Origin of the sequence: Salinibacterium sp. TMP30 (assembly GCF_038397785.1) — a bacterium.
Lineage (GTDB): Bacteria > Actinomycetota > Actinomycetes > Actinomycetales > Microbacteriaceae > Rhodoglobus.
In genome coordinates, this window is the sequence record NZ_CP151642.1 from 967556 (window position 1) to 985722 (window position 18167).

An 18167-nucleotide genomic window follows, 5' to 3' on the forward strand; every position below is an offset into this window, starting at 1 on the left:
GATTTTCTGCATGCGGGAAACGAGCGCGGGTGAGCGCCCGAAAATTAGCGAACTGGGGGAGTAAGTTCGGCTGGTTCGTTACGTGCAGCCGAAGTGGTTGCATCCGTGTCATCAGCCTCTACCGATTCACCTTCTGCGGATCGGCCGCGGAAGGTGAACGACTCCATGATGAAGCGGAAGTATCCCTTGCCGGTGCCGAAGGATGCCGTGAGCCGGTCAAGGAAGATCGCTAACAGCACGACCGAGAGGCCAGCTTCGAACCCGAGCGAGACATCCGCCCGGCTGAGGCTCTGGATAACTGGCTTTCCGAGACCACCAGCGCCCACCATCGAGGCAATAACGACCATCGAGAGCGAGAGCATGATCACCTGGTTGATGCCAGCCATGATCGAGGGGAGAGCCAACGGGAGCTGAATCTGTCGCAAGATGCGGCTCGGTGAGGAGCCGAAGGCCTGGCCAGCTTCAACAACTTCTTTGTCGACGCCACGAATACCGAGCTCGGTGAGTCGCACGCCGGGTGCAAGTGCGAAGAGCACGGTTGCAACAATTCCGGGCACATCTCCAATACGGAAGAGGATCAGTGCAGGAATCAGGTAGACGAATGCGGGCATCGTCTGCAAGAAGTCGAGAATTGGCTTCACGATCGTGGAAACCGTGTGATACTTCGCGGCAAGAATTCCAAGCGGAACACTGATCACCACCGCGATTGCTGCTGCTACCAGCACCAGCGCAAGGGTATCCATCGCGTTATCCCACTGATCCAAGCTGAGGATCAGGAGGAAACTGACCGTGGTTCCGAGCGAGAACACCCATCCACGGGCAATAAATGCGACCACAGCGAAGATGATGAGCATCACCCAAAATGGCGGTGACGTGAACACGAGGTTCATTCCGTCGGCGACCGACGCGATGATGAACTTGATGACGTCAAAGAAGACACCGAAAGTTACGGTGATGTAATCGATGCCGTTTTCGACCCATCGGCCGAGGGGAAGTCTGAAGAAATCGTTCATCGTGCGACCTCCTTCTCGGCGGTGGTTTCAGGGGTAGCGAGTGCGTCCGTGATCAGCTCAGTGGAGACGGTGAGCGGTGGCTCCATAACGGGCAGTTCGCCGGTATCGGTCGAGACGTTGCCGAGTGCGGCAAGAAGCGTGACACGCGGAACAACGCCAGTGAGGCGGCCCCGCTCATCGATGACAGCCAACGGCAGTGGGCTCTCCACTGAAGGAACAAAAAGCTCCGCGAGAGCGGTGTCTTCGGGAACTGCGTTGAACTCGTCGCTCATGATCGACGACAGGTCAGTGACGCCCTTATGCACGAGCTTCATGGCGTCGGCGTCGCGAACAACACCCTGTAGGGTCCGGTCGCGACTGACGACGAACGCTGTCGACGTCTGTAGATCACGCATGATCTTCAACGCCGCGCGGGGTCCAGCGCCTGCGAACACTGTGGCTCTGACCGGCTCCATAACGCTTGACGCTGTGAGAACGCGTGAGCGGTCAACATCCTGAACGAATTGCGCAACATAGTCGTTGGCGGGGTCGGTGAGCACGTCTTCTGGCGTGCCGATCTGAACGATGCGACCTTCACGCATTACAGCAATGCGGTCACCGAGGAACATGGCCTCGTTGAGATCGTGTGTGATGAAGACGATGGTCTTGCCCAGTTCGGTCTGTAGCTCGAGCAGCTGCTCTTGCATTTCACGACGAATCAGTGGGTCAAGGGCGCTGAATGCTTCGTCCATCAGGAGCACATCGGTGTCGGCAGCGAGTGCGCGGGCGAGGCCCACGCGCTGCTGCATTCCACCGGAAAGCTCGGAGGGCATTTTTTCGCCCCAGCCCTTGAGCCCGACGAGGTCAATCGTCTTCTGGGCGCGAGCGAGACGTTCCGCTCGCGGGATGCCCTGAACTTCGAGGGCGTATGCGGCGTTCTCAAGAACGCTGCGGTGAGGGAAGAGTGCGAAGTGTTGGAACACCATCGAGATGCGACGTTTACGGACGTCGCGAAGTTTCGAAGCGGAGATGCCAGAAATCACATCGTCGCCGACCGTTACTGATCCGGAGGTGGTGTCCCACAGTCCGTTGAGCATGCGGATCAGCGTGGACTTACCTGATCCGGAGAGACCCATTACGACGAAAATTTCGCCTTTATGAACGTCGAAGCTCGCATCGATTACGGCAGCAGTGCCGAGTTCTGTGATCTCATCCCGGGTGGCTCCGTTCTGGAGTCGCTCGACTGCTTCTTTAGGGCGACGGCCGAAAACCTTATAGAGGTTCTTGGCGCTGACTGCGATTTCTTCGGTCACGTTCTCCTGAATGCTCGGCACCCTGGGGGGCTCCGCTCTTCTCGATTACGGTCCGGGTTGCGCGCACTTATCTGCTCATGTGGCGCTCAATCGAGCCAACATGGTGAGGGGAATCATTTTCGGAATGGTTCCGGTGCGAAACAACCGTACGAACGTCAACCCGACTTGCGGGATGGCACGCGCGGCCTGATTTCGTAGCTCCCGTTCACTGCGCCAAATATGGCGAAACGGGAACCGGGCTGTGATCAACGGTAACGCCTTTGAGGTATTCGCGCAGGTTTGCGTCCGCCAGATTGGGGACATAACACCCTTAGCGGCATCACCGATCCGCGGCACAGTGGGCATCGAAGGGGGTCGCCTTTGTTGCCTATTCGTTACATTGGCGTGATCGTTTGACACCGTGGCGCGACGAATCCATCGGTTTAGCTGCGATGAATCCTTCGGCTTAGCGAGGCGGCCGTACCATGCCCTCTTGAGCAACACTGGCGATAAGTCGACCTGCACGATCGTAGATGCGACCCAGCGAGAGGCCGCGGCCGCCGATTGCGTTCGGTGACTCTTGAACATAGAGAAGCCACTCATCCACTCGCGCCTCGCGGTGCCACCACATGGCGTGGTCGAGGCTCGCGACTTTGATGCCGGGAGTCGCCCATGCGAGGCCGTGGCGCCGCATGATCGACTCGAGGATGGAGTAGTCGCTTGCGTAGGCGAGAGCCGCGCGATGAAGGTTCATGTCGTCGGGCATCGGGCCCACTGATTTCAACCAGACTGCCTGGTGCGCGACGTGTCCGCCCTCAACAGAAATAAAAATTGGCGACGGTACATATCGCATGTCAAAGGGACGCTCGGATGCCCAATAGCGAGCGACCGGATGTTCCAACGATGCCAGCGATTCCGCTGTTGTCGGCAGCGACTCTGGGTCAGGCAAGTCAGCAGGCATCTCAATTTGGTGATCGAGGCCGTCATCCTCGTCCTGGAATGACGCAATCGCTGAGAGGATCGGCACGCCATCCTGGTAGGCCTGCGTGCGCCGTGTCGAGAATGATCGACCGTCATGGATGCGATCGACGGAGAAAGTTATCGGGAGGTTGATGTCTCCGGGGCGCAAGAAATAACCATGCATCGAGTGAACGATTCGGTCCGCTGCGAGGGTGCGCTGGGCGGCGACGAGCGCCTGCGCAAGCACTTGCCCGCCGAAGACTCGCCCCTGCGGCATCCATTGGCTTGGACCAGTAAAAATATCTTCATTGGTTCGTGCGCCGGTGTCGGTCAGATCGAGGGCAGTTAGAAGCCCAGACATAGGGTCGCTCATGCCTGTAGTTTAGGAGACCTATGACTGGATCGTTTACTTTGGTGGATTCCCTTGCCCTGGGTGATCTGCACGTATTTTTGGGGCGCGCCGCTCGCGTTGATGAGGGTTCCGTGCGCCTTATCGGCGGTGCCGGAGTGCTGGCCGTCTACGTTTCCGTGCTGCACCCAGCGGGACTACTTGATCAGAGCCCCACGGTGCTTGGCCTCCGTACCTTCGCGCTGGCCTCGAAAGATACCTTCGATGCCGTGGTGCCGGTGCGTTCCCTGCTCGGGCGAGTGGAGAGCGCCATTGAGGCGTCAGCTGACACGTCTGGCGAACCCGTTACGGTGACTCTGCCAATGAGCGTCAACACTGTCACCTGGGCCGCTATCACCCCGCCGCGCAAAGGCTGGGTAGCGATCGACTCAGTTGCCCGTGAAGTTCTCGAAGGTGCGGCACGCGAGGGGATTGACGAAGTCGCACAGGCCGTTCCCACCGGAGCGGGTGAAGCGATCGTGCACAAAGTGCGCACCGAAGTGTGGGGTCGCCCGCTCGATAACCCCGACTACTTGCCCGCAGGCGCAGGTTTTGCCGCAGTGAGTCTCGGGTTCCTCGGCGACGAAGAATCAGCCTCAATATATGAATCAGGTGCGTGGACCCGCGTGACGACCAAGCGCGGTCACGTGCTCGTGAAGCGTCGCGCCTGGTCGGTCGCTCGTTAAAAACTGGGAACTACGCCCACTAAAGCGAGCCGAGCAGCGGCGCAAACTCTCGGATTGCTCCCACAGTGATGAGAACGGCAACACCGCAGCCGACGACTACTACTGCAATCGCAACCCACAACGGGGCAAGTCCCGTGCCGATGTAGCGCTTCACATTTGAGGTGCGACCGATGACGTAAAGCAGACTCCCAAACACAATAAGGCCCCACGGCAGGGGATACGGAACCCCTCGACGTTCCAGCTTTTTGCCATCCGCATAGGCAAGAAAGAAATTGGCGATGAAAACAAACCAATACCCACCGAACGCAGCAAGATAGACAGGGCTGGTGACCACCGAGAACTGTGCCTCGGGTGAGAGGTCATTGGGATCGAGCGCTATAGAGAACGAGGTGATGTAGGCAGCGCTGAGGTAGGGCACGAGTGACAACAGGGAGACAGCCCAAATTTGCCACGTGTAAGGCGAAAGCTCGCGCTCGGACGATGTGAGTGAGCGAGCGACCGACCGCGGAGGGCTTGCATAGGCGGCAGTGTTTCCCGCCGAGTGCGTCGGCGCTGGGGCTGATGGCGTCTGAAGCGAGTGAGGTGCCGGTGCGGGTACGTACTCGCCCATTCCCCAACTTGAGCCGTTCCACCATTCTTTGCCGACGCCACCATTCGGATTGCGGTACCAGCCAGGTTCTGACGGTGGCGACGAAGAATTACTCATGTTGAAATTGTATCCGCAGACGAGGCTCATCCTGTGCGTTAGGGCGCTGCGATACTCCGCCCTGCAGCACGTCCGCTGACGAGGCAACCCCCTAAGAATGTGCCCTCGAGTGTGTCGGCGACGATGAAGTCACCACCATGTTCGTTGAAAGCTTCGACCGGTGCTGAGGCGCCGTTGCCGAGTCGCTGACTGAGGAGTTCACGCACGCTTTTGTCCGTCAGGTCGGGATTTTGCTCGATACCGGAGAGGGCAAACTTCTCTCGATAATTGCTTGAGTCAGCCCGCACGAGATCATGGTTGCCACCGATTCCCCTGCTCGTCACGATCGTGGCGGGGGCGCGAAGCTCAAAGTCGCCGACGACAATTCGGTTGCTCCCAGCGCCGCGGCCACTCATCCTCGTCTCGATCAAAACCGGCTATGCCAAACCAGTCTTGACGCCCCAATTCGAGCGAATCCTTGATGCCCATCCGGCGCTGTTCTGGGGAGTCGACGAAGGAAGAGCCCGCCGAACGACCACCAGGCTTGGCCACCGAGGCTGGCTTCCGGTTCTTGCTCAACAATCGCGACTTGTATGCCGCGTCATCCGCCAATTTCATAGCAACTTTCGTGTGGCACCTTGTGCACCGTGCGGTGTGTAGGTACGGTCAAAATAACTCCGAGCGACGAGGCTTGGGTCAACCTGTGGTTTACCAATCACGGTTGTGAGGATCGCTTGAGCGTGGCTTACCGGCATACGTGAGGGCAGATCGGAGAAACGATGAGTACTACCGTGCCCGTAAAGGCCCAGAAACCTGAGGCTAAGAGGCAGAACCCTGAGTTCGTGCAGCTTCTTGACCCTGAGGGGAACCGGCTGAGTGATGACCTCTATGACCCTTGGGTGTCAGATGTCACCGGCGATCAGCTCGCGAGCCTCTATGAAGACCTCATCATCGTGCGTCGCATCGATACCGAGGCGACTGCCCTTCAGCGTCAGGGTGAACTAGGACTCTGGCCGCCGCTGTTCGGCCAAGAAGCAGCACAGGTCGGTTCTGCCCGCACTTTGCGGCCCGACGATTTTGTTTTTTCTAGCTACCGCGAAAATGCTGTCGCTTACTGCCGAGGCGTGAAACTGCCCGACCTTGTGCGGGTGTGGCGCGGTACTGCCGCATCGGGGTGGGATCCGTTCTCCGTGGGCATGGCAACTCCCGCCGTGATTATTGGCGCGCAGACGCTGCATGCCACCGGCTACGCCGTCGGATGCAAAAAAGATGGTGTCGACAGTGTTGCGGTGGCCTACTTCGGTGATGGTGCCACCAGCGAGGGTGACGTCAGCGAAGCGATGGTCTTCGCGGCCTCGTTTAAGGCTCCCGTGATTTTCTTCTGCCAAAACAACCAATGGGCAATCTCTGAGCCTGTCGGGCTTCAGGCACAGCGGCCGATTGCCGATCGGGCGCCCGGATTCGGAATCCCGAGCATCCGCGTTGATGGAAACGATGTGCTCGCCGTCATGGCTGCAACGCGCAGTGCTCTCGACCGTGCACGCAACGGCGGAGGCCCCACCTTTATCGAAGCCGTGACGTATCGCCGTGGCCCGCACACCACCTCTGACGACCCGAGCCGCTATGTGGACCCTGTGGTTGCTAAAGAGTGGGAAGCACGCGATCCGATCGCGCGCGTCGAAGCGTTTTTGCGCAGCGAAGGGGTGCTGACCGACGAACTGGCGGCATCCATTCAGAGCCGAGCAGATCTGGTGGCGGCAGAGTTCCGTGCAGGATGCCTCGGGCTCGAGAACCCCGAACCGCTCAGCGTTTTCGACAACGTGTATGCCACCGAACACTCGGGACTTGCGCGTCAAAAGAGCCAATACAAGGCGTACCTAGAGGGGTTTGAAAAATGACTGAACTGACTCTGGCAAAAGCACTCGGCTCAGGATTGCGACGAGCACTCAGCGACGACGACAAGGTTGTGCTCCTCGGTGAAGATATCGGAGCCTTGGGTGGCGTTTTTCGTGTCACCGATGGTTTGCAGCGCGATTTCGGCACAGAACGAGTGATGGACACACCGCTTGCTGAAGCAGGAATTATCGGCATGGCAGTCGGGCTCGCGTTCCGTGGTTACCGTCCGGTCTGTGAAATTCAGTTCGACGGCTTCATCTACCCGGGTTTCGATCAGATCGTTGCTCAGGTTGCGAAGCTGCACTATCGCACCGCCGGAAATGTGCGGATGCCGCTGACGATTCGTGTTCCCTATGGCGGAGGTATCGGAGCGGTCGAGCACCACTCTGAGTCTCCCGAAGCGTATTTCGCGCACACCGCTGGACTGCGGGTGGTCACCTGTTCAACGCCGCAGGACGCGCACAGCATGCTGCGTGAGGCGATCGCTTGCGATGACCCGGTTCTGTTTTTTGAGCCCAAACGTCGCTACTGGACTAAGGGCGACGTCGACGAAGACGCTGTCGGTCTACCGATGGGCAAAGCACGCGTCGTTGTTGAGGGCACTGATGTGACTCTCGTGACGTATGGCCCGCTTGTGGCAACCGCATTGGATGCCGCCGTGGCCGCTGCTGACGACGGGATTTCTCTCGAGGTGGTTGATTTGCGTTCGCTCGCCCCGGTTGACTTCGACACGGTTTCGGCAAGCGTGCAGAAGACGGGGCGACTCGTGATCACCCACGAGGCGTCAGAATCGGGCGGTTTGGGGGCTGAAATCGCGGCGACACTGACCGACCGCTGTTTCTACTATCTCGAGGCTGCTCCTGTGCGCATTACGGGCTTCGATGTGCCCTATCCACCGGCGAAATTGGAGGATCATTTCTTGCCTGATCTTGACCGGATTCTTGATGGTGTTGATCGCGCTCTTGGTCGCGCCAATTCGCTCACAGGGTGGAGTGCGTAATGGCTGTTAAGGAATTTGCGCTGCCCGATTTGGGGGAGGGCCTCACCGAGTCTGAGATTGTGGAGTGGCATGTTGCTGTTGGCGACATGGTTACTCTGAACCAGCCGATTGCTGAGGTGGAGACGGCGAAAGCGATTGTTTCGCTGCCGTCGCCAGTCGCGGGAAAGATCTCTGCGCTTCATGCAGAGCCCGGGGCAACTGTCACTGTTGGCACACGGATTGTGACGTTCGAACTCGATGGTGAAGCGGGCGAAACTGACACGCAGGATGATCCAGAGGCGTCTCAGAAGCCAGCGCAGTCCCAGAAGCCAGCGCAGCCGGATATGTCAGCGCCGACGGAGAAGTCAGGCGAAGCCGGCTCATCCGATGCCCCCGAACGCAACTCGGTGCTGGTCGGCTATGGCCCTGCCGTGGAGAGCGGCAAGCGTCCAACTCGAAAGGCTCGCGCGGCTCAGGCGGCTCAGCAGACAGGCCAGTCCGCAGACGCTCCGGCGGCCGATGCACTTGCCCAGACCGTCGAAGCACCCGCGAAGACTGTAAACGCACCAGCCACACCGGCTGAAGCACGCACGAAGACCACGCCGCCGGTGCGTAAGCTTGCGCACGACCTCGGGGTCGACCTCACGCGAGTGCAGGGAACCGGACCTGACGGGCTCATTACTCGTGATGACGTCTCGCAGGCCGCCGATGCGGGAGATCAGAGTTCCGACTCGGCCACGGTGTCACCGTCACGAGAATCAGGGCCGCGAGCTGGCGGGTCGAATGGTCGGCCACGCGAGCAACGCACTCCGATCAAGTCGGTGCGTAAGGCTACTGCTGCAGCGATGGTGTCGAGTGCGTTCACTGCACCTCATGTCACCGAGTTTTTGACGATTGACGTGACCAGAACCATCGAACTCGTTGCGCGACTGAAAGCTAGCGGCACCTCAGCATCCGTGCTTGCAGTGATCGCCAAAGCGCTCTGTATCGGGGTGGCACGCAACCCTTCAGTCAATTCGCGCTGGGATGCCGAAGCTAACGAAATAGTCGAGTTCGGCTACATCAACCTCGGTATTGCCGTCGCGACACCGCGCGGGTTGATGGTGCCGAACCTCAAAGATGCCGACTCGCTCACTCTGGCCGAATTGACGGATGCGATCGGCACCATTGCGCGTGATGCTCGCGCGAGCAAAGCCACTCCGGCATCGCTCAACGGCGGAACGATTTCGATCACCAACGTTGGCGTGTTCGGCATCGATGCGGGTACGCCCATCCTGAATCCGGGAGAAGCCGCCATCTTGGCTATGGGCGCTGTGCGGAAGATGCCGTGGGAGCACCATGGTGAAATTGCGCTGCGCGACGTCATGACGCTCAGCCTGTCGTTCGACCATCGGCTCGTTGATGGTGAGCAGGGGGCTCGCTTCCTGACCGATGTTGGCGCAATTCTCAGCGACCCCGGCGCCGTATTAGGCATGGTGTGACACGAGGGGTGCCCGCGACAGGTAAGAATGGTCTTATGACCGAGAATCTCGACCCTGCTGCGGCCACCACCACCTCGCGAGTATCGCGGCGTTTGCTGTGGGGAGTTTTTGCGCTCGCAGCGTTAGTGATCGCCTCCGACCAACTGAGCAAGTGGTGGGCAGAAACGAACCTTGGTGATGGCACTGTCATTCCCGTTATCGATAACGTTATTTCGTTCCAACTCGTCTACAATCCCGGCGCAGCATTCTCTATCGGTGAAGAATTCACGTGGGTGCTCACGATCATCGCGGCAATCGCGGTTGTCGCGATTATCAGATACGCGTGGCGAGTCGAATCACGCGCTTGGGCCTTTGCGCTCGGGCTCCTGCTCGGTGGCGCAATCACCCACTTGGGCGACCGACTGTTCCGTGAGCCAGGATTCGCTCGCGGTCACGTCGTTGACTTCATCAACTACGGCGGATACTTCATCGGCAACATTGCCGACATTGCGCTCGTCGGTGGTGCCGTCATGATCGTCATCATCTCTCTCATGGGCATAGCCAGCAGGCCCGAACCCGCAGCGGCCAATGCTGCAGATGCTGCGGCTGCGGCTGCGGCTGAATAGAATTCACTAGCGGTCTCAGCGGTCTCAGCGGTCTCAGCGGTCAAGGAAGGTCAGGAATGGCTCATTTCGATGCAATCGTCGTTGGCGCGGGAGTGGCAGGTCTGTCCGCCGCTCGTCTGCTGGCGAATGCTGGCCGTCGTGTTGTGGTGCTTGAGGCTCGTGACCGCGTTGGTGGCAGAGTCTGGACGGATCGCACTGACGGGTTCGTCACCGACCTCGGTGCGTCCTGGATTCACGGCATTACTGACAACCCCGTTGCAGCAGCGGCTGAAGCTTTCAGTATGCCGACTGTGGAGTTTACTGTCGGTGGGTACCAACCAGATGGCCGCCCCATCGCCTACTACGGACCAAGCGGTAAGCGACTCTCGGATGATGAGGCTCGGGCTTTTGCCGATGACGTCCATTCGGTCGACGCCGCGCTCGCGGAGGTCGTCGCCGAGTCGGATGCGGATGACTCATACCGGGACGTGACCGAGGCAGCTCTTGCCCTTCAAGGATGGGATCATGATCGGGCTGAACGCGTTCGCGAGTTCCTCCAGCACCGCAGCGAAGAGCAGTACGGGGCGTGGATCGAGGATCTTGCCGCGCACGGTCTCGATGATGACGTTGTCGACGGCGACGAAGTAGTTTTCCCCGAAGGGTACGATCGCCTATCCACGCACCTCGCTCACGGCCTCGACATCCGCCTTGAGCAGACCGTCACCCGCGTGCGCTGGTCGTCGGAGGGCGTCACCGTTACGACAGACCGCGGCACGCTGACGGCAGACCACGCCGTCGTGACGGTGCCGATCGGGGTGCTCAAGTCGAAGGACTTCACCATCGAACCGCCGCTTCCGGAACCGAACGCTGGCGCGCTTGGCCGGCTCGAGATGAACGCCTTCGAGAAAGTCGTTCTGAGGTTCCCGACGAAGTTCTGGGACGACGGGGTCTATGCGATCCGGCAGCAGGGGCCCGAGGGCCGCTGGTGGCACTCGTGGTACGACCTCACGGCGCTTCATGGCACGCCCACGCTGCTGACCTTCGCCGCGGGCGCAGCGGCCAGAGAGATCCGTCACTGGGAAGACGAACAGATTGTCGACTCGGTTCTCGCGCAACTGCGGCGACTGTACGATGACCGAGTCGAGGAGCCGACCCGTGTTGACATCACCGCCTGGCAAGACGATCCGTTCGCCCGAGGGTCGTACGCATACATGAGACAAGGCTCCACGACCGCGGATCACGACGACCTCGCGACGCCCGTTGGTGGGGTTCTCCATATCGCGGGCGAGGCCACGTGGACGGATGACCCCGCCACGGTCTCCGCTGCCCTGTGCTCCGGTCACCGCGCGGCATCGAACATATTGCACCGTGCGATCCCGATTGTTGAGGTGTGGGCGGAAGCCCCAGTGAGATCCGCAGATCGAGGCTAAGCGTTCAGCGCCGCTAGCGCCATTCGCTCAAGTACCGCTCTAGTCGCTCCGGCACGGCCGCTGTGGGGAGTTGAGTTGATGAGCCCAAAAGTGGCATGGGCGCGCGTGCGCAGTTCGCTCGTCGCAGCATCCGGGTGACGGCGCGCGAGCGTGGCAACCCACAGCTCTACATAGCTGCGCTGGAGGGCACGCACGGTGTGCCGGTCATCATCGGTAAGGCTGTCGAGGTCGCGATCTTGCACCCGGATGACGTTGGCATTCTTGAGCGCAAATTCGACATGAAATTTTATGAGACTTTCGAGCGCGGCCTGTGCCGAGGGTGCCGACTCGATCACGGTCTGTGCTCCCGTGCAGAGGTCGGCGCTGGCATCCACGAGCATCGCGGCAAGCACGGCTTGTTTGCCGTCGAAGTGGCGGTAGACGGCCGGACCGCTGATTCCTGCTGCCGCGCCGAGGTCTTCGAGCGAGACCCGAGTGAATCCGCGTTCGGCGAAGAGGCTCGCGGCGGCGTCGAGGAGGGCGTCGCGCCGGTCAGCTTTCGCCTGACTCCGTGGGGTTGGTGTCGCGGTCATGCTCAGAGTCTAGACAGTTCAGTTAATGCTCGCTAACCTATTTGAGTTAGTATTGACTAACCCAAGTGGCCACAAGCTACGCAGAACGAAGGTGTTCGATGGAGAAAATTTCCACAGCAGCCCAACCGTCTCATCCGACGTTTGTGGCCAACGACGGGTCAATGCGCTCACTCGTGGAGCAATTGCGCGAGCGACTCGCGACGACCGCTCTCGGCGGTTCGGAGAAATCTCGCGAACGTCACGTCTCGCGTGGCAAGCTGTTGCCGCGCGATCGAGTTGATGAGTTGCTCGACGAGGGCAGTCCTTTTATCGAAATCGCCCCTCTCGCGGCTAACGGTATTTACAACGACGATGCCCCGGGCGCTGGCGTTATCGCCGGCATCGGGCTCATCCATTCACGCCCCGTTCTCGTGATCTCCAACGATGCGACCGTCAAAGGCGGCACGTACTTTCCGCTCACCGTTAAGAAGCACTTGCGGGCCCAAGAAATTGCACTCGAGAACAAGCTTCCCTGCGTGTACCTGGTCGACTCGGGTGGCGCCTTCCTGCCGATGCAAGACGAAGTCTTTCCTGACCGCGATCACTTCGGTCGCATCTTCTACAATCAGGCTCGACTGTCGGCAGCGGGCATCCCGCAGATCGCCTCCGTCATGGGCTCCTGCACTGCCGGCGGAGCCTATGTGCCGGCAATGAGCGACGAGACGATCATCGTGCGCAATCAGGGCACCATCTTCTTGGGTGGTCCTCCGCTCGTGAAGGCCGCCATTGGCGAGATTGTGACGGCTGAAGAGCTGGGCGGGGGAGACGTTCACGCCCGAACCTCAGGGGTCACAGATCATCTCGCCGACGACGATCGCCATGCGCTGCAGATTGTGCGCGACATCATCGCGACAATTCCGAAGCCCGCCGCACCGGCCTGGGATGTTGTTGAATCACGCCCGCCATCCGTCAACCCTGACGAACTCTACGGTGTCGTGCCGACCGACGTGCAAAGCCCCTACGAGGTGCGTGAAGTAATTGCCCGTCTGGTAGATGGCAGTGAGTTTCATGAGTTCAAAAAGGAGTACGGCACGACCCTCATCACGGGCTTCGCGACACTGCACGGGCATCCGGTCGGCATCATTGCCAATGCTGGTGTTCTGTTCAGCGAATCGGCGCTCAAGGGCGCGCACTTCATCGAGCTGTGCGACCAGCGAGGCATCCCGCTGCTGTTTCTGCAGAACATTTCGGGATTCATGGTCGGCAAGGAATATGAGGCCGGCGGCATTGCCAAGAACGGCGCCAAGATGGTCACCGCCGTCGCTACGACGCGTGTTCCTAAGTTCACGGTCGTCATCGGTGGATCATTCGGTGCTGGTAACTACTCGATGTGTGGACGCTCCTACTCGCCGCGTTTCTTGTGGATGTGGCCCAACGCCCGCATCTCGGTCATGGGCGGCCCCCAAGCTGCCGCGGTGCTCTCCACGGTTCGCCGCGACCAACTCGGCGAAGACGAGTTCACCGACGACGACAAGGTTGCATTCGAGAAGCCGATCCGCGAGCAGTACGAACGCCAGGGCAGCCCCTACTATTCGACCGCCCGACTGTGGGATGACGGAATTATCGACCCCAAAGACACTAGAGACGTGCTCGGCATGGCTCTCGATATCGCTGCGGCCACCCCGCTGCCTGAGCCGGGCTTCGGCCTCTTCCGGATGTGATGGCTATGTTCTCTGCTGTTCTGGTCGCCAATCGCGGCGAAATTTCCTGTCGCATCACCCGCACCCTGCACTCGATGGGCATCCGCTCCATCGCCGTTTACACCGAGCATGACCGTGACGCGAAACACGTGCGGGTCGCGGATGCTGCCGTGCTGATCGAGAGCTATCTGTCGGTCGATGAGATTGTTGCTGCCGCGCATGCTGTTCCGGGCATGAAGGCTGAGGCGATTCATCCGGGCTATGGCTTCTTGTCGGAAAACGCGCACTTGGCCGAAGCTTGTGCCGCAGCCGGGGTGACCTTCATCGGGCCGGGTGTCGACGCGCTCACCATCATGGGCGACAAGATCGCCTCGAAGAAGCATGTGACCGAGCGTGGTGTCGCGGTAATTCCCGGTGTCGCTGAGCCGGGCATGACCAACGATGATCTTGTGGCTGCGGCCGATGAGGTGGGGTTCCCGCTGCTGATTAAGCCATCTGCGGGTGGTGGCGGCAAGGGCATGACGATTGTGCGCGAGCCCGCCGCAGTAGCCGACGCTCTCGCCTCTGCTCGCCGCGTGGCCAGTGCTGCGTTCGGCGACGACACCCTGTTTCTCGAACGTCTCGTGGAGAAGCCGCGCCACATCGAGGTGCAGGTTCTGGCCGACAGCCACGGCACGACCATCCATCTGGGGGAGCGCGAGTGCTCGTTGCAGCGTCGCCACCAGAAGATCATCGAAGAAGCGCCGTCACCGCTACTTGACGAAGCAACCCGGCAGCGTATTGGTGAGGCGGCGTGTGAGGTTGCGCGCAGCGTCAACTACGTCGGAGCCGGAACAGTTGAGTTCCTTGTCTCCGATAATGCACCAGACGAGTTCTTCTTCATGGAGATGAACACCCGACTGCAAGTGGAGCATCCCGTCACGGAGATGGTCACGGGAATCGACCTGGTGGAGTGGCAAGTGCGCATTGCGGCGGGCGAGAAGCTCACGGTGGAGAAGCCGCAGCTCACCGGTCACTCGGTCGAGGCCCGCATCTACTCAGAAGATCCCGCCAACGACTTCCTACCCTCGGCCGGTCGAATCATCGCACTGTACGAAGCCGACGGCGTTCATTCAAGCAGCGTGCATTCAGACGGAGTGCGTGCAGGCAGCGTGCGCGTCGATAGCTCGCTCGTCGAGGGCGGCACCGTTTCCGCCAACTACGACCCGATGCTCGCGAAGGTCATCTCTTTCGGAGCAACACGTGACGAAGCACTCACGGCCCTCGACCGAGCGCTAGCCGACACCGTGATTCTGGGCGTCACCACGAACATCGAGTTCTTGCGGGCACTTCTGGCGCGCGATGATGTTCGCGCGGGTGCGCTCGATACGTCCCTCATCGAACGGGCGCTGGCCGAGATCGAGTTTGCTACCCCGAGCCCTGCCGTGCTTGCTGCGGCGGCCCTGAGCATCCATTCAGATCATTGGATGTCGGGCTCACCCTGGCAGCAACCCAGCGGTTGGAGAGTCGGAAAGCATCGCCCCGCCCGCTACCATCTCGAGTGTGCAGGCACAGTGCACGAGGTTCTGGTTGCCGGACCACCCAGCGCTGCGGAAGTCACGATCGCGGGCGAGAGCACGTCGGCACGACTAACCTCCATGGGTATTGAGTGGGGCACTGTGAGCGTTGCTGTGACGATCGCGCGCGATGAGTCGGCCGCGGCCGATAGCGCAGTGGTCTGGGTCGCCCAGCAGGGCACCTCATTCTCGCCCAGGGAGCAGAGCCGTGCTGAGTCGCTTGCCACTCACCGCGCGACTCTCGCCCGGGTCGCGGGCGTCGTTGATCCTGAACTTCGTTCGCCCATGCCCGGAACTGTTGTTGCGGTTGCTGTTGCAAACGGCGACACGGTGACTGCCGGTCAAACGGTGCTCACGATTGAAGCCATGAAGATGGAACACCCCGTCGTGGCGACCCTCGATGGGGTTGTCGACATTAGTTTGACGCCTGGCGATCTGGTCACACGCGATCAGATTGTTGCCCGAATCGAATCGCCACAAGCGAGCACTGAAGGAGAAACCCCATGAGCCATGTAGTCACCCACCTCGGTCTCACCGATGACGAGAAGAAGCTGCAAGCTGACGTTCGCCATTTTGCCGACACCGTGGTCGCCCCGGCGGCGTACGAATACGACACGAAGCGTGAACTGCCGTACGAGATCATCGCCCAAATGGGGGAGATGGGGCTCTTTGGTTTGCCGTTCCCGAAAGAGTTCGGTGGGCAAGGAAAAGATTATGTTTCGCTGTGCTTGGCCGTTGAAGAGTTGGCTCGGGTAGATCAGTCAATCGCCGTCACGCTTGAAGCGGGTCTCGGCCTCGGTGCAATGCCGATTTTCAAGCAGGGCACTGACGCGCAAAAGCAGGAGTGGTTGCCGATGCTCGCGCGCGGTGAAGCCCTCGCAGGGTTCGGCCTAACCGAGGCGGAAGCCGGCTCTGATGCTGCAGGCACCAAGACCACGGCGGAGCTTGTCGATGGCGAATGGGTCATCAACGGAACGAAGCAATTCATCACCAACTCGGGAAGCAAAATCACCAAGCTTGTTACCGTTACGGCAGTGACGGGTCGCCGCGAAAACGGTAAGCCTGAGCTGAGCGCCATTCTTGTTCCCAACGACACGCCAGGGTTCACCGTGCACCCGCCGTACGACAAGGTCGGCTGGCACACCTCCGACACGCATCCGCTCTCGTTCGACAATGTGCGCGTTCCCGAAGCGAACCTTTTGGGTGAGCGAGGTCGTGGCTTTGCAAACTTCATCGAAACCCTGGATGAGGGTCGTGTTGCTTTTGCCGCGCTCTGCACGGGTGCAGCTCAGGGCTGCCTCGAAGAGTCGATCCGCTACGCCAACGAGCGCCACGTTTTTGGTCGTTCGATCGGATCGAACCAGCACATCGCGTTCAAGATTGCTCGCATGCAGGCACGAGTTCATTCGGCACGCTTGGCAACCTACGACGCAGCCCGCAAACTGGTTGCCGGAATACCTTTCAAGACGGAGGCGAGCTTGGCAAAACTGATCAGCAGCGAGGCTGCCATGGATAACGCTCGGGATGCCACCCAAATTTTCGGCGGTTATGGTTTCCTCAATGAAAACCCGGTTGCTCGTCATTACCGCGACTCCAAGGTGCTTGAGCTCGGCGAGGGCACAACCGAGGTGCAGCTGATGGTTATCGCCCGCGAGTTGGGATTCGCCACACTATGACCGGCAAACGTATTCAGCAGCGCGGCCTCTGGTTCGACGAATTTGAGGAGGGTGCCGTGTACCTGCACGCGCCCGGTCGCACCGTGACTGAGGCCGACAACGTATTCTTCACCACGCTCACGATGAACACGCAATCCTTACACTTGGATGCTGCCTGGTCGGCGGAGCAACCTTTTGGGCAGCGGTTGGTGAACTCGATGTTCACGCTCTCGACGATGGTTGGGGCATCCGTGGCTCAACTCACGCAGGGCACGATTGTGGCGAACCTGGGCTTCACCGAGGTGAACTTTCCGCATCCGCTGTACCACGGAGACACGATGTACTCCGAGAGTGAAGTGCTGGAGAAGCGGCTCTCGAAGTCGCGTCCCGGCCAGGGAATCATCTCCCTGCGGCACACCGCCAAGAACCAAGAGGGCGTTGTTGTTGCTGTAGCGACCCGTTCGGTGATGGTCTGGACTGAGGAGAACGCACCGTGAGCTTCACGTTAGGCCCGTCGATTCTGTTTGTTCCGGCTGACCGCCCGGATCGCTATGCAAAAGCTTTGGAGCGCGCGGATGCCATCATCATCGACCTTGAGGATGCTGTCGCCAGTGTCGACAAGGCCGAGGCCCGCAAGGCACTCATCGCGAATCCGATGGATCCCGCACGCACGATCGTGCGGATTAACCCCGCCGGAACCCAGGACCACGACAGCGATCTCGAAGCTCTCGAGCAGACGGAGTACCGCACCGTGATGTTGGCGAAGGCGGAGTCGGTAGCCGATTTCGATGCGCTCACCGAGCTCGATGTGATCGCGCTGTGTGAGACTGCCCGGGGAGTGCTCGCGGCAACGAGCATCGCTGCGCTCGATTGCGTGGTTGCACTCATGTGGGGTGCGGAGGATCTCGTTGCTTCGCTCGGCGGCACTTCGTCGCGCGAAGACGATGGGCCGTATCGGGGCGTGGCCCTCCATGCGCGCTCGTCGGTGTTGCTCGCGGCTGGAGCCTATTCGAAGGCCGTGATCGATGCCGTGCACCTCGACATCGCTGACACCGACGGTCTCGGTGCTGAGGCTCGGGATGCTGCAGCGCTCGGGTTCACGGCTACAGCCTGCATTCATCCCTCTCAGGTCGCGGTTGTGCGCGAAAGCTATGCGCCCACGGTCGAACAGATCGCGTCAGCGCGGGCACTTCTCGCCGCAGCGGAATCGCAGCCCGGCGTCTTCAGCTTCGAGGGCCGGATGGTGGATGGGCCGATACTGCGGCATGCAGAGTGCGTGGTGGCGCGGGCGGGGTTGCGCGAGGGTTGACCGCAGTCACAAACTGCCGTCAA

General features: G+C 60.3%; 16 protein-coding genes and 1 pseudogene. 11 read left to right on the top strand and 6 right to left on the bottom strand.

The window, feature by feature from the left end:
* Positions 1 to 44: 44 nt before the first annotated feature.
* The 3 genes from AADH44_RS04750 to AADH44_RS04760 all read right to left on the bottom strand — a co-directional run bounded on the left by AADH44_RS04750 (position 45) and on the right by AADH44_RS04760 (position 3617).
* Positions 45 to 1013 (bottom strand): proline/glycine betaine ABC transporter permease, encoded by a 969-nt coding sequence (locus tag AADH44_RS04750; protein ID WP_341954349.1) that lies wholly within the window; start codon positions 1011 to 1013, stop codon positions 45 to 47.
* Positions 1010 to 2305, bottom strand: a complete 1296-nt coding sequence (locus tag AADH44_RS04755; RefSeq protein WP_341954350.1) for a glycine betaine/L-proline ABC transporter ATP-binding protein — start codon at positions 2303 to 2305, stop codon at positions 1010 to 1012. The genes AADH44_RS04750 and AADH44_RS04755 overlap by 4 nt, the downstream gene beginning before the upstream one ends.
* Before the next feature lie 445 nt (positions 2306 to 2750).
* Positions 2751 to 3617, bottom strand: a complete 867-nt coding sequence (locus tag AADH44_RS04760) for an acyl-CoA thioesterase II (RefSeq protein WP_341954351.1) — start codon at positions 3615 to 3617, stop codon at positions 2751 to 2753.
* A 20-nt stretch (positions 3618 to 3637) separates the two neighbouring features.
* On the opposite strand from AADH44_RS04760, the gene AADH44_RS04765 reads away from it, so the two are divergent.
* Positions 3638 to 4318, top strand: a complete 681-nt coding sequence (locus AADH44_RS04765; RefSeq protein WP_341954352.1) for a hypothetical protein — start codon at positions 3638 to 3640, stop codon at positions 4316 to 4318.
* A 19-nt stretch (positions 4319 to 4337) separates the two neighbouring features.
* On the opposite strand, the gene AADH44_RS04770 is transcribed toward AADH44_RS04765, so the two are convergent.
* Positions 4338 to 5024, bottom strand: coding sequence for a hypothetical protein (locus AADH44_RS04770; RefSeq protein ID WP_341954353.1), 687 nt, complete (start codon positions 5022 to 5024; stop codon positions 4338 to 4340).
* A 104-nt stretch (positions 5025 to 5128) separates the two neighbouring features.
* Positions 5129 to 5595 (bottom strand): annotated as a pseudogene (locus AADH44_RS04775) (FAD-binding protein); the annotation flags it as partial.
* A gap of 187 nt (positions 5596 to 5782) precedes the next feature.
* Here AADH44_RS04775 and pdhA point away from each other — a divergent pair.
* Genes pdhA through AADH44_RS04800 form a run of 5 tightly spaced genes read left to right on the top strand, consistent with a single transcriptional unit; the run spans position 5783 to position 11373 of the window.
* Positions 5783 to 6901, top strand: coding sequence for a pyruvate dehydrogenase (acetyl-transferring) E1 component subunit alpha (gene pdhA, locus AADH44_RS04780; protein ID WP_341954354.1), 1119 nt, complete (start codon positions 5783 to 5785; stop codon positions 6899 to 6901).
* Complete coding sequence (locus AADH44_RS04785) at positions 6898 to 7899, top strand: alpha-ketoacid dehydrogenase subunit beta (protein ID WP_341954355.1); 1002 nt, start codon at positions 6898 to 6900, stop codon at positions 7897 to 7899. Before pdhA ends, AADH44_RS04785 begins: the two co-directional genes overlap by 4 nt.
* Complete coding sequence (locus AADH44_RS04790) at positions 7899 to 9359, top strand: dihydrolipoamide acetyltransferase family protein (RefSeq protein WP_341954356.1); 1461 nt, start codon at positions 7899 to 7901, stop codon at positions 9357 to 9359. The genes AADH44_RS04785 and AADH44_RS04790 overlap by 1 nt, the downstream gene beginning before the upstream one ends.
* 35 nt (positions 9360 to 9394) lie before the next feature.
* On the top strand, positions 9395 to 9964 hold the full coding sequence (locus tag AADH44_RS04795; RefSeq protein WP_341954357.1) for a signal peptidase II: 570 nt from the start codon (positions 9395 to 9397) through the stop codon (positions 9962 to 9964).
* A gap of 56 nt (positions 9965 to 10020) precedes the next feature.
* Positions 10021 to 11373, top strand: a complete 1353-nt coding sequence (locus AADH44_RS04800) for an NAD(P)/FAD-dependent oxidoreductase (protein ID WP_341954358.1) — start codon at positions 10021 to 10023, stop codon at positions 11371 to 11373.
* Here AADH44_RS04800 and AADH44_RS04805 read toward each other — a convergent pair.
* Positions 11370 to 11945 (bottom strand): TetR/AcrR family transcriptional regulator, encoded by a 576-nt coding sequence (locus AADH44_RS04805; RefSeq protein WP_341954359.1) that lies wholly within the window; start codon positions 11943 to 11945, stop codon positions 11370 to 11372. The genes AADH44_RS04800 and AADH44_RS04805 overlap by 4 nt on opposite strands.
* Positions 11946 to 12043: 98 nt before the next feature.
* Here AADH44_RS04805 and AADH44_RS04810 point away from each other — a divergent pair, with 98 nt between their 5' ends.
* Genes AADH44_RS04810 through AADH44_RS04830 form a run of 5 tightly spaced genes read left to right on the top strand, consistent with a single transcriptional unit; the run spans position 12044 to position 18144 of the window.
* On the top strand, positions 12044 to 13645 hold the full coding sequence (locus AADH44_RS04810; protein ID WP_341954360.1) for a carboxyl transferase domain-containing protein: 1602 nt from the start codon (positions 12044 to 12046) through the stop codon (positions 13643 to 13645).
* Between the two features lie 5 nt (positions 13646 to 13650).
* The gene (locus tag AADH44_RS04815; protein ID WP_341954361.1) at positions 13651 to 15687 is read left to right on the top strand and encodes a biotin carboxylase N-terminal domain-containing protein; all 2037 of its coding nucleotides are present in this window, start codon (positions 13651 to 13653) and stop codon (positions 15685 to 15687) included.
* Entirely contained in the window at positions 15684 to 16856 is a 1173-nt protein-coding gene (locus AADH44_RS04820) for an acyl-CoA dehydrogenase family protein (RefSeq protein WP_341954362.1), read from the top strand. Before AADH44_RS04815 ends, AADH44_RS04820 begins: the two co-directional genes overlap by 4 nt.
* A complete protein-coding gene (locus AADH44_RS04825) occupies positions 16853 to 17332 on the top strand; it encodes a MaoC family dehydratase (protein WP_341954364.1) in 480 nt (159 codons plus the stop codon). Before AADH44_RS04820 ends, AADH44_RS04825 begins: the two co-directional genes overlap by 4 nt.
* Positions 17329 to 18144 (top strand): CoA ester lyase, encoded by an 816-nt coding sequence (locus AADH44_RS04830; RefSeq protein ID WP_341954366.1) that lies wholly within the window; start codon positions 17329 to 17331, stop codon positions 18142 to 18144. Before AADH44_RS04825 ends, AADH44_RS04830 begins: the two co-directional genes overlap by 4 nt.
* The last annotated feature ends 23 nt before the right edge of the window (positions 18145 to 18167 follow it).

Excerpts from the sequence above, each read along its gene's own strand:
- AADH44_RS04820 (WP_341954362.1), top strand. The coding sequence starts at position 15,684 with ATGAGCCATGTAGTCACCCACCTCGGTCTCACCGATGACGAGAAGAAG.
- AADH44_RS04810 (WP_341954360.1), top strand. The coding sequence starts at position 12,044 with ATGGAGAAAATTTCCACAGCAGCCCAACCGTCTCATCCGACGTTTGTG.
- AADH44_RS04770 (WP_341954353.1), bottom strand. The coding sequence starts at position 5,024 with ATGAGTAATTCTTCGTCGCCACCGTCAGAACCTGGCTGGTACCGCAAT.
- AADH44_RS04760 (WP_341954351.1), bottom strand. The coding sequence starts at position 3,617 with ATGAGCGACCCTATGTCTGGGCTTCTAACTGCCCTCGATCTGACCGAC.
- pdhA (WP_341954354.1), top strand. The coding sequence starts at position 5,783 with ATGAGTACTACCGTGCCCGTAAAGGCCCAGAAACCTGAGGCTAAGAGG.
- AADH44_RS04825 (WP_341954364.1), top strand. The coding sequence starts at position 16,853 with ATGACCGGCAAACGTATTCAGCAGCGCGGCCTCTGGTTCGACGAATTT.
- AADH44_RS04765 (WP_341954352.1), top strand. The coding sequence starts at position 3,638 with ATGACTGGATCGTTTACTTTGGTGGATTCCCTTGCCCTGGGTGATCTG.
- AADH44_RS04805 (WP_341954359.1), bottom strand. The coding sequence starts at position 11,945 with ATGACCGCGACACCAACCCCACGGAGTCAGGCGAAAGCTGACCGGCGC.
- AADH44_RS04815 (WP_341954361.1), top strand. The coding sequence starts at position 13,651 with ATGTTCTCTGCTGTTCTGGTCGCCAATCGCGGCGAAATTTCCTGTCGC.
- AADH44_RS04785 (WP_341954355.1), top strand. The coding sequence starts at position 6,898 with ATGACTGAACTGACTCTGGCAAAAGCACTCGGCTCAGGATTGCGACGA.
- AADH44_RS04800 (WP_341954358.1), top strand. The coding sequence starts at position 10,021 with ATGGCTCATTTCGATGCAATCGTCGTTGGCGCGGGAGTGGCAGGTCTG.
- AADH44_RS04750 (WP_341954349.1), bottom strand. The coding sequence starts at position 1,013 with ATGAACGATTTCTTCAGACTTCCCCTCGGCCGATGGGTCGAAAACGGC.
- AADH44_RS04795 (WP_341954357.1), top strand. The coding sequence starts at position 9,395 with ATGACCGAGAATCTCGACCCTGCTGCGGCCACCACCACCTCGCGAGTA.
- AADH44_RS04790 (WP_341954356.1), top strand. The coding sequence starts at position 7,899 with ATGGCTGTTAAGGAATTTGCGCTGCCCGATTTGGGGGAGGGCCTCACC.